Annotated in this window: 13 protein-coding genes; all 13 read right to left on the bottom strand. The window is 44.0% G+C overall.

Annotated features, from left to right (window positions below; translation table 11 throughout):
* Positions 1-379: 379 nt before the first annotated feature.
* The 13 genes from EXY25_RS18665 to EXY25_RS18605 all read right to left on the bottom strand — a co-directional run bounded on the left by EXY25_RS18665 (position 380) and on the right by EXY25_RS18605 (position 14,483).
* Positions 380-1,546 carry a nucleotide sugar dehydrogenase gene (locus EXY25_RS18665; protein WP_130567969.1) on the bottom strand — a complete coding sequence of 389 codons (1,167 nt, stop codon included), beginning with the start codon at positions 1,544-1,546 and terminating at the stop codon, positions 380-382.
* Between the two features lie 338 nt (positions 1,547-1,884).
* Entirely contained in the window at positions 1,885-2,292 is a 408-nt protein-coding gene (hepT, locus tag EXY25_RS18660; protein ID WP_130567968.1) for a type VII toxin-antitoxin system HepT family RNase toxin, read from the bottom strand.
* Positions 2,285-2,692 (bottom strand): type VII toxin-antitoxin system MntA family adenylyltransferase antitoxin, encoded by a 408-nt coding sequence (gene mntA, locus EXY25_RS18655; RefSeq protein ID WP_207232191.1) that lies wholly within the window; start codon positions 2,690-2,692, stop codon positions 2,285-2,287. The genes hepT and mntA overlap by 8 nt, the downstream gene beginning before the upstream one ends.
* Positions 2,693-3,706: 1,014 nt before the next feature.
* The gene (locus tag EXY25_RS18650; RefSeq protein WP_130567967.1) at positions 3,707-5,125 is read right to left on the bottom strand and encodes a phosphomannomutase; all 1,419 of its coding nucleotides are present in this window, start codon (positions 5,123-5,125) and stop codon (positions 3,707-3,709) included.
* Positions 5,126-5,129: 4 nt separating this feature from the next.
* A complete protein-coding gene (locus EXY25_RS18645; protein WP_130567966.1) occupies positions 5,130-6,557 on the bottom strand; it encodes a mannose-1-phosphate guanylyltransferase/mannose-6-phosphate isomerase in 1,428 nt (475 codons plus the stop codon).
* Between the two features lie 19 nt (positions 6,558-6,576).
* Positions 6,577-7,074, bottom strand: coding sequence for a GDP-mannose mannosyl hydrolase (locus EXY25_RS18640; protein ID WP_130567965.1), 498 nt, complete (start codon positions 7,072-7,074; stop codon positions 6,577-6,579).
* Between the two features lie 23 nt (positions 7,075-7,097).
* Positions 7,098-8,264, bottom strand: a complete 1,167-nt coding sequence (locus EXY25_RS18635; protein ID WP_130567964.1) for a DegT/DnrJ/EryC1/StrS family aminotransferase — start codon at positions 8,262-8,264, stop codon at positions 7,098-7,100.
* Positions 8,264-9,181, bottom strand: a complete 918-nt coding sequence (locus EXY25_RS18630) for a GDP-L-fucose synthase family protein (protein ID WP_130567963.1) — start codon at positions 9,179-9,181, stop codon at positions 8,264-8,266. Before EXY25_RS18630 ends, EXY25_RS18635 begins: the two co-directional genes overlap by 1 nt.
* A 6-nt stretch (positions 9,182-9,187) precedes the next feature.
* Entirely contained in the window at positions 9,188-10,309 is a 1,122-nt protein-coding gene (gene gmd, locus EXY25_RS18625) for a GDP-mannose 4,6-dehydratase (RefSeq protein ID WP_130567962.1), read from the bottom strand.
* Between the two features lie 167 nt (positions 10,310-10,476).
* Positions 10,477-11,199, bottom strand: a complete 723-nt coding sequence (locus EXY25_RS18620; protein ID WP_130567961.1) for a WecB/TagA/CpsF family glycosyltransferase — start codon at positions 11,197-11,199, stop codon at positions 10,477-10,479.
* Positions 11,199-12,263: a glycosyltransferase family 4 protein gene (locus EXY25_RS18615; protein WP_165419421.1), complete on the bottom strand. Its 1,065-nt coding sequence runs from the start codon at positions 12,261-12,263 to the stop codon at positions 11,199-11,201. The genes EXY25_RS18620 and EXY25_RS18615 overlap by 1 nt, the downstream gene beginning before the upstream one ends.
* A 23-nt stretch (positions 12,264-12,286) precedes the next feature.
* Positions 12,287-13,537, bottom strand: coding sequence for an O-antigen ligase family protein (locus EXY25_RS18610; RefSeq protein WP_130567959.1), 1,251 nt, complete (start codon positions 13,535-13,537; stop codon positions 12,287-12,289).
* Between the two features lie 100 nt (positions 13,538-13,637).
* A complete protein-coding gene (locus EXY25_RS18605) occupies positions 13,638-14,483 on the bottom strand; it encodes an alpha-1,2-fucosyltransferase (RefSeq protein ID WP_130567958.1) in 846 nt (281 codons plus the stop codon).
* Positions 14,484-14,494 lie beyond the last annotated feature (11 nt).

The following is a 14,494-nucleotide window of genomic DNA, read 5'->3' as shown; positions in this document are numbered from 1 at the left end:
GCAGCATCACCGCTAAGCGGGCGCTTGGATACCATCCAGTGTTAGAGAAAAAGACTCAGGGCATCATCTCTCCCACAGTGTCAACGCACTCGGGTTAGGGACATACTCACTGAGCCTTGGTGGATTACTGATAGCTAATCAGTAACCCGAGACAGATACAAGGGCTGGGGTGAGGGGTAGTTGGATTATTCTCTGCTACGAACAAAAAGCCACAACAAGCTAAGCATCACCTACTTCGCATATCCCCCTCATCCTAACCTTCTTCCACCAGGGGAGAAGGGATCTAAGCATCACGCGCTTCGCACGTCTCCCTCATCCTAGCCTTCTCCCGCAAGGGAGAAAGTACTAGAAGAGAGGGTTACTCACTGAGAGCTTTTACTTAATCGCTACCGAATAGATCGCGGGTATAGACTTTGTCAGCCACATCCTTGATGTCATCAACCATGCGGTTAGCAACAATCACATCACAAGATTGCTTAAATTCATTGAGATCTTTAATCACCGCAGAGTGGAAGAACTCATCTTCTTGCAGTACCGGTTCATAAACCACGACTTCGATACCTTTTGCCTTGATGCGCTTCATGATCCCTTGAATAGAAGAGGCACGGAAGTTATCCGAACCAGCCTTCATAATCAGACGGTACACCCCTACCCGCTTCGGGTTACGGCTAACAATCGAGTCTGCAATAAAGTCCTTACGCGTGCGGTTGGCATCAACAATGGCACTGATAATATTGTTCGGTACAGTTTGATAATTAGCGCGCAGCTGTTTGGTATCTTTCGGCAAACAATAGCCACCGTAACCAAACGAAGGGTTATTGTAATGATTACCGATACGGGGATCTAAACCAACACCTTCAATGATCTGTCGGCTGTTTAAGCCATGGGCTTCCGCATAAGAATCCAGCTCGTTGAAGTAAGCGACGCGCATCGCCAAATAGGTATTAGAAAAGAGCTTAACAGCTTCAGCTTCCGTTGAATCCGTAAAAAGAAGCGAAACATCTTTTTTAATCGCACCTTGCAGCAGCAACTGCGCAAAGGTCTCGGCACGCTCTGAGCGCTCACCCACGATGATCCGTGATGGGTGCAGATTGTCATACAACGCACGCCCTTCACGCAAAAATTCAGGAGAAAAGATAACGTTTTCGGTCCCCAGGCGCTGTTTCACTTCTTGCGTAAAACCAACGGGTACGGTGGACTTCACCACCATAGTGGCATCAGGATTAATCGCCAGCACATCCTGAATCACTGCCTCAACGGATTTGGTGTTGAAGTAGTTCGTCTGCGGGTCGTAATCAGTAGGCGTAGCAATAATAACAAACTCAGCGTCTGCGTAAGCCTGTTGCTTATCCAGTGTTGCCAGCAGGTTGAGTGACTTATTTGCGAGAAAATCTTCAATCTCAACATCAACGATGGGGGAACGGCGATCATTAATCAGATCAACCTTTTCTTTCACAAGATCAACTGCAACGACTTCATTGTGTTGTGCTAGCAACACCGCGTTTGACAGCCCGACATATCCGGTTCCGGCAACAGCAATTTTCATTTAGGCACTCCATTACGCAATTTGCCAAAGATTAAGAGGAAATTTCGCTAAGTCAGTAAGCTCAATACACAATCGAGCAAAGACAAAAAGGGCGATAGTTAGCTTTAAGCTTACCAACCCTGTAGTTGACGCCAATTGTCTCTCATTTGTGAACTGGATCAAAGTATAAAATATAGATCAGACCGATATCTCCTCATCAGCCCCACCACTCAAGGCGAAACCATATCAGGAGGTCATTATGCCGCTAAGAAACGAAGTAAAAATCACAGGCGAGTAAAATAGAATTAACCGACACCATCAATTCATAAACGGCCATGATACCAAATCGCGGTTAAATGCTAGATGCGCTTCATCATCACTTGAACCAACTCGGTAAAGTCGCCTAGATGCTTCTCTACAACACTGATGACGATCTCGATATTGAGCGTTTGATAGTCATGCACTGCAATATTTCTAAGTGCCACCATCCTCTGTAAACCATCACAGAGCGAGTCGGATATCACTTTGTTCTGCGCCAAAATACCAAAAGAGTCTCTCGCGCTTTGGGGGATCCCCAAATGCTGAAGTCGAATATAGCGATTAGCAATATCGATGGCAGCTTCACATGCTCTTTGTAAGTTCAACACCACCGAATCCTGCTTAGTAAAATTAGCGCGAAACTGCTGCGGATCGTTTTGAAACTCCTCGTCAATACGGTTCAAGCAGCGCCTGATTGTTGCCGCTTTATTTACGATCACATCATCCATTTGTTGAGTCCAAAACGAAATCATTAACAATCGCCTGTCGACCTTCTTGAAGGTGCTGATACATACTCACAGTCGTAGTATCAAATGCGCCACTAAGGCCTTCGGGGTCATATATTACTTTTCCTTCCGTGATCACCTGCATTCGCAGCACGGTGGAACACTGTTTTAAATCAATCAGATCAACGTCTCTTTGTAGCTGTTTCGCAAGTTTTTGGGCTAGTTCCCAACGCACTAAGTTATCAAGAGCACTCACCGTCATCACTGCAACGTCAACATCACTGGACGCCGACTGCTGCTCTTGCGCAAATGACCCAAACAGATAAATAAATTGAGTATCTGGCTGATATTCAAGTAAGGATTTCACTAACAAGGCTTGGTCTAGCAACGGCTTAGGCGACATATCCCCTGAACTTCGATTAGTTGACAATAATTGCAGTATAAACAACGAGCAGAGACAACAACACCCCAAAGCAAAGATCCCCCTCATCCTAGCCTTCTCCCGTCAGGGGAGAAGGGATCAAGAACCACGACAGCTGAAGCTAAGCTGAATTTGCAATGCACAATCATCGCTTATGCTGTTTGCCCCCTCTCCAAGGGGAGAGGGCTGGGGTGAGGGGTATTTTGATATTCTCTACAACAGACAAAGAGCCACAACAAGCAACAAAACACCACGTGCTTAACAGTCCCCCTCATCCTAACCTTCTCCCGCCAAGGGAGAAGGGACCGAGAAGAGCTGAAGCTAAGCTGAATTTGCAATGCACAATCATCGCTTATGCTGTTAACCCCCTCTCCAAGAGGAAAGGGTTGAGGTGAGGGGTATTTTGATTGTTCTCTACTACAGACAAAGAGCCACAACAAGCAAAGCATCACCTGCTTCGCATATCCCCTCATCCTAGCCTTCTCCCACCAGGGGAGAAGGGAACAAGCTCCCCTCGTCCTAGCCTTCTCCCGCCAGGGGAGAAGGAACCGAGAAGAGCTGAAGCTAAGCTGAATTTGCAATGCACAATCATCGCTTATGCTGTTAGCCCCCTCTCCAAGGGGAGAGGGCTGGGGTGAGGGATATTTTGATCTTCTCTACAACGAACAAAGAGCCACAACAAGCAAAGCATCACCTGCTTCGCATATCCCCCTCATCCTAGCCTTCTCCCACCAGGGGAGAAGGGATCAAGCTCCCCTCATCCTTGCCGCTTCCGCCAACGGAGAAGGGATCTGTATCGCCGGACCATAGGTAAAACCTTAAACCGGCAGCATGGGGAACAATACAGGCCAAGCAGTAATCAAAAGCTCTAGCAGCACTGCGCCGATATGTTCAAACCGTACGGCTATAAATAAAAAAGAGCGGACATCGCCGCTCCTTCATTCTAACTACACGTGTACGCATAAGCATTATCACAGTGCGTCTGTAGTTAGCACACTATAACGTCTGCACTTTCTCAAGAGTTTGCTCTACACACTCTCTGGCAAGGGCAAGACTATCCGCTTCAGCATAACACCTCAACTCAGGCGCATTGCCAGATGGCCGCAGATGAACAATACGGCCGTCGGCCAAGGTCATGCGCAGACCGTCGGTATCATCGATCTCAGCCAAGGCGACATCAGCAAAACCAAGTTTAGCCAGCAGCGCTAAAGGATCCGTTTTTCCCTGAGCAATAATCGCCTGGCTTTTTTCTGTGGCGAAGCCTTGAATGCGATCACTGTGGGTGACCCGTTTAGGTAACGTATCAACCAGAGTAGAAATAGGTTGCTCAGTTGCCGCAGCCAACAACATAATGGCTGGCAATACCGCATCACGGGTCGGCAGTGCGCTTAGCGGCTTACCATTCAGCTCAACATCACTGCCAAGCAAGAAACCACCGTTAGCTTCAAATCCTGCCACTCCTGTAAAGCCATCAACCAGGCTAGCAAATTCGGCAATCACATAGGGGGAACCGATCTTAGTACGTGAAACTTTTGCAAACGCGTCACAGGATTCAATCACAGTATTGCAGCTCACCGGCACCGCCAGCGCCTCAATATTTAGCGCCTTAGCACACAGTAGCCCGAGAATATCGCCACGTAACCATTCACCTTTCTCATCGGCAATCAGTGGCCTATCACCATCGCCATCCGTAGAGAAAATAGCATCAAACTGATATTGCGCCGACCATGCCTTCGCCTTTGCGCGATCAGCATCAGACACAGCTTCGGTATCAATAGGCACAAACTGGTCGCTACGTTCAAGCGACACCACCTCTGCGCCCAACTGGATAAACAGATCCGCATACAGATCCCGACCAGCACTGGAGTGCTCATAAATACCGATCCGCTTGCCGGTCAACCAAGGTGAATCAAACAGCGATGTATAACGAGCAAGGTAGTCGTTAGCGGCGCGAGGATCTGCCTCTAACTGAGGCAAGTCAGCCAATTCATCAAATGGCACTTCAGCCGCGAGGATAGATAGCTCATCAGACTTACTTATCTCGCCATCCGGGCGATAAAACTTAAGGCCATTGCGGTCAAATGGAATGTGACTACCGGTCACCATGATGGCTGGCACATCGGCTTGCATCGCCACATAAGCCAGAGCCGGTGTTGGAACAACGCCATAATAGACCGCCCTGATCCCTCGCTGACGCAGGGCTTCAACACAAGCCATCGCCATGGCATAGCTACTTGGGCGGTTATCAATCGCGATCATTACTCGATCAAATGCAAATGAGGTCTGCATCACCGACACAAAACTATGGGTAAATGCAGCACAGACCTCGGGCATGAACTGCGTGACTAAGCCACGAGCACCACTGGTACCAAAGGCCACACCACTGTTTGCGATAACGCTAGCGCTGGTATGCATAAGGTTACTCCCCGATACGGCCATAACGGTCTTCAAAGCGCACAATGTCATCTTCCCCTAAGTAAGAACCGGACTGCACTTCTATCAGCTCAAGGGGAACTTTACCGGGGTTTTCTAAGGCATGAACAACGCCAACAGGGATATAAGTCGATTCATTTTCCGTCAGCAGTATCGTTTTATCACCATTCGTCACTTTCGCTGTACCTGACACAACGATCCAATGTTCAGCTCGGTGATGATGCATCTGAACACTAAGCTTCCCGCCTGGCTTCACGGTGATACGTTTCACCTGATAACGTTCACCGTTATCGATCGAATCGTATTTGCCCCAAGGGCGGTAGACTTCTCGATGAACTTTAAACTCACTGCGACCTTCGGCTTTGAGTTTTTCAACGACTTTCTTAACCTCTTGTACCTTGTCTTTATGGGCGACCATAAGAGCATCTTTGGTATCCACGATAACGATTTCATCAAGCCCCACGGTTGCTATAAGGCGCCCACCCTCTCTATCTGACATACCATGAACAAGGCAGTTTTTTGTATCGTGAAGAATCACATCTCCTTTAGTGGAGTTACCCAACCCACATTTTTCGTCTACTTCCCACAAAGCAGACCATGAGCCGATATCATTCCAACCCGCATCCAGAGGCACGACTACCGCATCTTGGGTTTTTTCCATCACCGCGTAGTCCACAGACTCGTCAGGGCATTTAATAAAGGCTTCTTTGTTCACGCGAACAAAATCCAAATCTTTGGTCACATCTTGCATCGATTCTTCACAAGCCTTGGCAATATCTGGACGGTGTGCTTTTAACTCTTCCAGGTAACGCGAAGCCTTAAATAAGAACATACCGCTGTTCCAGTAGTATTCATCGCTATCAAGATATTGTTGCGCAGTGACTGCATCAGGCTTCTCTACGAACTGATTAACGGCATAACCCGAATCAACATTGTCACCACGCTTAATATAACCGTAGCCCGTATGCGCCGACTGCGGCACGATACCAAAGGTGACTAACTTGCCCTGTTCAGCCGAAGGAATTGCTTGTTCAACCGCGGCAGTAAATGCAACTTGGTCTTCAATCACATGGTCTGCCGCCAAAACCAATAACAAGGGATCATGATCCCCCTTCAAATGGACAGCAATATCAGCCGCTAACGCGATAGCGGGGGCAGTGTTGCGGCCAGCAGGCTCAAGTACGATAGTCCCCATCTCACCGAACTCTCGAAGCTGCTCGGCCACAATAAAACGATGCTCTTCATTACAAATAGTAACGGCAGCACTCACTGGCAACTCAGACAAACGCGCAAGCGTCGCCTGTAACATGGTCGAATCGCCGCCTAGTGGCAAAAACTGCTTTGGATAAAGTGAACGAGAAAGTGGCCACAAACGTGTGCCGGAACCTCCGGCCATAATTACAGGAATTAACAATTGGATTTCCTTTAACTCATTATTCGCTACGGAGAGCACCTGAAAGTGGCACATCCGCTCGAGCATTCATTTCCAAGTACCATTTAGTATGCGTATGAACAACAGGGTCAGCTAGCAACTCTCCTTCGGAAAACCACCGATATTCACTATGTTGCTCGCACGGTAACGATTTAGGGTGTCCCTGCAGGCTGATTTCGAAAGCTAAGACAACATAATGAGTATCTGGCTGCGCCCCAAACATACAGTCTTCATAAAAATGTTCGTATACCCCAAAGAAACGAGAGCCTATCTCTCCCAGGTCAAGCTCAAGCTCCTGCAACAGGAGGCGTTGAAGCGCACAACTGATAGCTTCACTCTTCCTAATACGGCCGCCAGGCACAAACCAGTAACCTTGTGCAGGCTTGTTGGCTCGCTTACCCAGCAAGATGTTGTTGTCACTATCACGGACCACAAGGTCTATGGAGACCAGAGGAGTGGCACCAATAACTTGCTTAAAAGTTGTTGAATCTAAAAACATAGCTCACACAGGTATCAATGCAGTCAACCGCAAATTGTTGATTTAACAACTTCAGCAATCTCAATCAACTCGTTTTCGATAGGGTAGTGATGATTTCCGAAAAATAAACCGCTGTCACTGAGGGTATCAGCATTCGTCAATTCGCCCGCAATTTCATAGTCGAAGTAATCAACAACAGGGTTGCGCGCAAAGTTACCGGCTACGATTGGGCGTGTATCCACTTTTTTCTCAGTTAGAGCGGCAGCAACACGATCTCGAACCTTTTTTCCGCCTTCAAACACAAGCGCAAAGCCAAACCAACTACTCTCACCTGTTTCTTGCTGAATACTAACCCCCGGAATGGCGCCAAAAATCTTTTGAAATTCCTTCGCATTCTCACGACGACCAGCCACGATACTGGGAAGTTTCTTGAGTTGCTCGATCCCTAGAGCACCTGACATATCAAGGGGGCGTAAATTGTAGCCGGGAAGAACAAACCGGAACGACTCCTCAAATGAGTTGTCTCCCTTAACACATACCTTGTTCTCTTTAGGAAGATGACGGGTCCAGCCGTGGGAGCGCATTGACAACATGATGTGATACAACTCCTCGTCATTAGTCGTAACCAACCCACCTTCCATAGTTGAAATATGGTGACTAAAGAACGAGCTATAGGTCCCAAACAAACCAAAGGTTCCAGCCTGCTGACCATTTAAAGAAGCCCCCAGAGACTCACAGTTGTCCTCAAAAAGGAGAATATCCCGATCGCCAACAATAGACTTCATCACATTATAATCAACGCAATTTCCCAATAAGTTGACTGAAAAAATGGCACGCGTTTTATCTGAGATAGCATTCTTCAGCTTCTCCAGATTGATATTCAATGTGTCGCGGTCGACATCAACGAATTTTATCTTTAATCCGTATTGATAGAGTGGATAATAAGTTGTTGGCCAAGATACCGCAGGAACAAGCACCTCATCGCCTCGTTTAAGAGGATTATTCTTGCGATAGAAAAGGGCCGCAACTCCCAGCAGGTTTGCCGAAGAGCCAGAGTTGACCATCACGCTATACTTCGTACCAACATACTTAGCAAATTCCTTCTCAAACTGCTCGACATACTTGCCCATGCTAAACATGCCACTATCAATTACGGTATTTAACGCCGCAATCTCTTGATCATCCCATGTAGATGTTGCTAACGGCAGCATTAAAGAACCTCTTCCAAATAAAATTTATATGTCTTGTTGATACCATCGACCAGACCTGATTTTGGCATCCAACCCAGCTTTTTCTGTCTTGTTACGTCAACAAGTTTCTGCGCCATTCCTGAAGGCTTCGAGAGATCATGTTCAAAACGTCCTTTGTAACCGATGACAGACGCAATAGCGCTATAGAACTCGTTGATACTGTAGTCTTTACCCAGCCCAACGTTGGTGTATTGCTCCAGGTCGTCAAACCGTTCCAACGCGAACAAGATAAATTCGGCGAGATCCTCAGCAAACATGAACTCTCTTCTCGCTGTTCCATCGCCCCATATATCCACAACTTCGGCATTTGACCTAACGGCCTCATCGATTTTACGGATGACAGCAGGAATCATGTGAGAATGATTCGGGTCGAATTTATCCCAGTAACCATACAAGTTACACGGTATCAAAGTTTTGTATGAAAAACCGAATTGCTGAGTAACATAGTCACATAGCCGGGCAACTGCAACTTTTGCAACGGCGTAACCCTCGTTCGTAGGTTCAAGCTCTCCGGTCAGAATTTGCGATTCGCGAAGTGGATTTTCCGCTTTTCTGGGGTACATACAGGAGCTGCCCAAATTAATTAATTTTTGAACCCCAGCTTTGCGCGCAGCCTTAACCAAATTCAAACCAATAAGCAAATTCTCATGGCAAAAATCATAAGGTGCCGAGATGTTCGCTTGAATACCTCCAACTAATCCCGCACAATGAACAATTACATCCGGACTATTTTCTTCAATATATTCAGTAAGTGCAGCAGAATTCCCGAGATCCAACTCGTCACGAGCAGGGATCAAAACGCTATGACCAGTGGACTCCGCCAGTGCAGAAAGGTTTCGGCCGACCATGCCGCGTCCACCTGTGATAAAAATCTTCATTATTGCTTACTTTTCTCGCGCTACAGATACATCAAAACCATGCGACTCCAGAAGCGCATGTCGCTTAGCCTTATCCAAGTCTGCTTGAACCATCTCTGCGCACATTTCTTCCACAGTAATTTCAGGTTCCCAGCCCAACTTGGTCTTGGCATTAGTAGGATCACCAAGCAAAGTCTCAACTTCAGCAGGTCGAAAGTAACGAGGGTCAACTCTTACGATTACATCACCAACTCTAACGCCTGGAGCGTCGTCACCAGAGAGCGCAATTACGGTAGCTACTTCTTCCACGCCTTCGCCCGAAAACTCTAGCTTAATCCCTGCTTCTGCTGCCGACATCACAACAAATTCTCGTACTGAAATCTGCTTACCCGTTGCAATAACAAAATCTTCTGGTTTATCCTGTTGGAGCATCATCCACTGCATGCGCACATAATCCTTAGCATGACCCCAATCTCTAAGTGCATCCATGTTGCCTAGATACAAACAGTTCTCCAAACCTTGAGCTATATTCGCGATACCTCTGGTTATTTTTCTTGTTACGAAAGTTTCACCTCGACGCGGTGATTCATGATTGAACAATATGCCGTTGCAGGCATAGATACCATAAGATTCCCGATAGTTAACCGTTATCCAATACGCATACATCTTCGCAACAGCATAAGGAGAGCGGGGGTAAAAAGGCGTGCTTTCCTTTTGTGGCACTTCTTGAACGAGACCATATAGCTCAGACGTTGAAGCCTGGTAAAACTTGGTTTTTTTCTCCAAACCCAAAAAGCGAATTGCTTCAAGTAATCTTAATGTACCCATAGCATCGACGTCAGCCGTATACTCAGGAGACTCAAACGACACTGCAACATGTGATTGCGCTCCTAGGTTATACACTTCATCAGGCTCCACTTCTCGTAGGATTCTAGTTAGGTTTGAGGAGTCAGTCAGATCACCGTAATGAAGAAAAAATTTTGGATTTTTTGAGTGCGGATCTTCAAAGATATGATCGATTCTATCAGTGTTAAATGAAGAGGCCCGACGTTTAATACCATGGACTTCGTATCCCTTTTCTAAAAGAAATTCGGCTAAGTATGAACCATCTTGTCCAGTGACACCTGTAATTATCGCTACTTTCGACACAAAAACCTTCCTATATAACTTTTCAATAAATGCTGTTAGAAGCACTTATAAAATATCCAACTCACTAATCACTAAAAGTAATGAGATATCAACAATTAGTCGCTAATTTTAAAACCCTACTATCAACAACTAACCGTTTTAAATCTAAATATATAATGTTTCCATGCTCATAACTGACGAAGAATATATAACCATACGAACTTAAAAAGCTTTGTCTGACGGAAAACCCTCTTGGGTTGAAGGCTCAACCTGTAAAACCATTCTAGTCCCCACTTACGCGCTAACTCTGGTGCTCTCAAGACTGTACCAGTGTAAACATCGTACGTGCCGCCAACCCCCATAAAAATCGCGGACACTCCATTGCCCTTGCACTTAGCGATAAACGATTCCTGTTTTGGAGATCCCATGGCTACCGTGACTATCTTAGCTCCACTATTCTTAATTTGGCTAATTACAGTGACTTCATCACTATAAAAGCCATCGGTAGCCCCAACAATCGGTGTGGAATACTGCTCTTTCAACTTACTGCATGTTTTATCTAGAACATCAGGACGAGCACCGACCAAATACACAGGTATATCTCTAATACCAGACTCTTCCATTAATGTTTCCCAAAGTTCACAACCAGGGATTCGATTAATACTCTTTGAACCTGCGTTTTTTCTCTTCAGAACTTTGACGACACCTATACCATCGGCATACCGAACGTCAGCAGACAACAAGATTCTCAGCACTCCTTCATCTTCCTTAGCCGATATTACTTTTTCGGGATTAATAGCAATTGCAGTTGGGGCTTCACCTTCGCCCAGTGATTTCAATAACTCGCTAACCACTTCATCCTTTGAACTATATAGCCCAACGGGTATTCCCCCTACATCTATTGTTTCCATTATATAATTTCTCTTTTTAGAAAATTCAACACGCGATAAGTAACGTCATCAGGGTTGAATTTATCAAGAACATATTCCCTTCCCGCTTTTCCAAACTCAGAACGTCGTTCGTATGATGAAACAATAGCCCTTGCTAACACTTCAGGCGTTCCTTCATTGACAAGTATACCAGCGACCCCATTTGGCACGACATCGGGGGTTGATTGATGAGCCAAAGCAACTACTGGTAAACTGTAGGACATTGCTTCAATGAAGCCCATACCGAAAGAATCATACTTAGACGGCAAGCAAAATATGTCAGAACTCCTCAGCAAAGTTTGCTTTTCACTGTAATTAACCCAACCGAGAAACTCAACTCGGTCATGTAAACCATTGCGACTCACGAGTTCTTTCAGTCTAGTCATACAGGGGCCGTCACCCGCTATTGTAAGCTTAAAACAGTGTGGTAAGTGGCAAAGCGCCTGTATAACAACTTCAAATCCCTTATTATCCACTAACCTGGACATTGCTAATATCCTAATAACGCGATTATCCCGCTTAGTATCTAAGACTTTCCTTTCCTTCGCAGCACGTTCGAGGATCTGATCAATCGGATTTGGAGAAACAAATATCTTACCCCTAAGGAATGAATATCTATCTAAAAACAACTTCTCCCACCAAGGGGTTAAAACAATAACTCCATCTGACAGCCTAAGCACACCTGAAAGGAGGCGACTTCTTACAGGGCACTCTATATAATCCACAGTATTATACGAATGAAAATGGAAATACACCTTATGATTACGTAACTTCGCAAAAACAGCCAAGATAAACTTTCTAAATATACTTAACCACTGTGCACAATGAAACCAATATACAGAGTTATCTTCCTTGTCAGAGAATATTGAAAAAATTGCTTTAACGAATATTATCAGCTTACTCTCACAGTCATGCGAGACCAGATGCCTAGCTTTAATTTCAGCGAGCCATTTGGATTCCATGTAACCAATTAAAGCAGTGCTAATGCCCCCTCTTCCTGTCTTAACTTTTGTACTGACTATATTCAATCGAAAGACTTTACTCATATACATAAACCATAAAATAGAAGTTAACTGCTATAGCCTGGATTACAATCTTTAACTTGAGGAGCATTTCTTAAACCACTGTCATGAATTTTGAAATGAGAAAAAGACATTAAAGCGGCTATTAAAAACCCCGCGGTTCCCGAATTCAACACATGACCTGAAGTTAAGCTAATAAAAATCAATAATAGCAATGAGAAAGTCAAATACTTTTTAAATCCCCCGTTGGTAAAAAAAATAAAATAAGCCAGAAAGAGAATAAAGGAACCATAACTTAAAAAGGCGCCGACAATTCCATAACTAAAGAGAAAGTCAAAGAAATCAATTTCAGTTGACACATGTTTTTCTATAGAGCCAAATAAAATTTCAATTAACGAATAATCAGTAAGATAGACATTCATACCATCGACTACTCTGACATTTCTTCCGCTAAGAATAAAAGTTAAAAAATCGTACTTATCAAAATAATATTGCATTCTAGGCAACAAATTTAGTTCGTATAGCGCATAAAAAACACTGCTGTAAGATAGAACTATTGCGGTGAAGAAAACGAAACTGAGCCGGTAGAAGTCTTTCTTTGGTAATCTCAAGTTTTCAATAACTTGAAACGTTCGGATAACCAAAAAAAATAATGTGAGTATTAAAGTTCCCATAATAGAAACTTTTGACGTCATTATCGCTGAAGCAAAAAGCATTGCGACCACAATCAAGAAGAAAACCGCATAGCAACCACGATATATATAGTACATCATCATCATTGCACCACTTACTATTAGTGCTACACCGAGCTCATTACCCGCATAAATAAGCCCCCTACTACCTACTGAAACTTCATCTGAAACAGTGTACATAGGGTAGCCAAAGCCGAAAAAACCTATAGCGGAATTAATAATCAAGAAAAAAAAGGAAGCCTTTACTATAGACAATACTAACTCTGACTTCCCATCCTTAATGAGCTCAACATAAAAAATATAGAAAACAATTATCGAAAAAAATTTGATAATGGAATCTGGTGAAAAAAAAGCGGAAGAGTCGTTATATATTGATATGGTTACAAAAAGCGTACTTAAGAAGACCATTATAAAAGTGACAAGCCACTGAATTCCGTTTTTAAAAAATAAGACTATCGTCGCCATCACAAAGATCTTGTATACTATTGAAATCGATGGAAAGCCACTCCTCATTAGTACGCCATTAGCCATATCAATGGGTATAAAAATAAAAAACATTAGCACGATTAATTGCGCCAAGTTAGTTTTGTAACGTAATGGTTTCATTGAGAACAGACTTCTTACTACAAGCAGCAGATTACAATATGGCTATTTAAATCATTCCTAAACATCAAGTCGACCAGATGATATTAGGAGTATCTTTTTTCTATAGCTCTTTCCAACTATCTTGCGCCCAGCGATAACCATTAGGGTTTACCTTCATCCATTGTTTTGGTGCAACAACAATTTTGTCGCTATTTATATTTAACCATGCTCCCCACCAGCTAAAGGAACTGTTGGCAATTATGTTGTTTTTGCAGCAACTCATCAACAAAAGGTCATCGAATTCATCCGAACCATCTTCAACAAAAGTGAGATTTTTAATTGTTCTAAAATTTTCTTTACACCATTCAAGATCATTTGAAAAAACAAAATATCTTGGGTTTTCAACTTTCTCCGATACGAATTCAATCGCACGTTGGTAATACTCAATCTCAAGAACGCCGACGTCCGGATGATTTAGATAATCACCTCTTCTAACATGAATGCTGACACTACTACAGTTTTCAATATCTTTTTTTATTTTCTTTACAGAATCATTCAACGACTTCATGATAGTGAAATCTTGAATCAGTTGAGTTCTGATACATTCAAAGTATTTTGCATTTTGCCAATAGCCTTCCAAATAAATATGCTCTTGATTAAACACCTCACAGTCATATCTGGTATGTTCCTTCTCTCTATAGTAATGGGGACTAGAAAGGCGAAAAAGCTTATGCCATATCTTTGAGATTAAATCAGCACTTCCTTTTAGCATTTTCACTTCTTGTGGAGAAGCGATTTCCGCCCGAATATCAAAAGCATCCAAGCGATAACCATTATGAAGCTTGTAATTTTCAAATCCAGACAGATCGAGTTTACATACGTCTTCTTTTTGAACCGCGATAGCGCGAGCAATTGCATACTGAAACATTTGATTGCCAAGCCCGCCGAGTATTTTCGTTATAATCATATTAATTTATA

The organism is Corallincola spongiicola (assembly GCF_004284785.1).
In the GTDB taxonomy this organism is placed as follows: Bacteria; Pseudomonadota; Gammaproteobacteria; order Enterobacterales; family Neiellaceae; genus Corallincola; species Corallincola holothuriorum.
The sequence above is the reverse complement of the archived record's forward strand: the minus strand, read 5'-3'. Positions and strand labels throughout refer to the sequence as shown.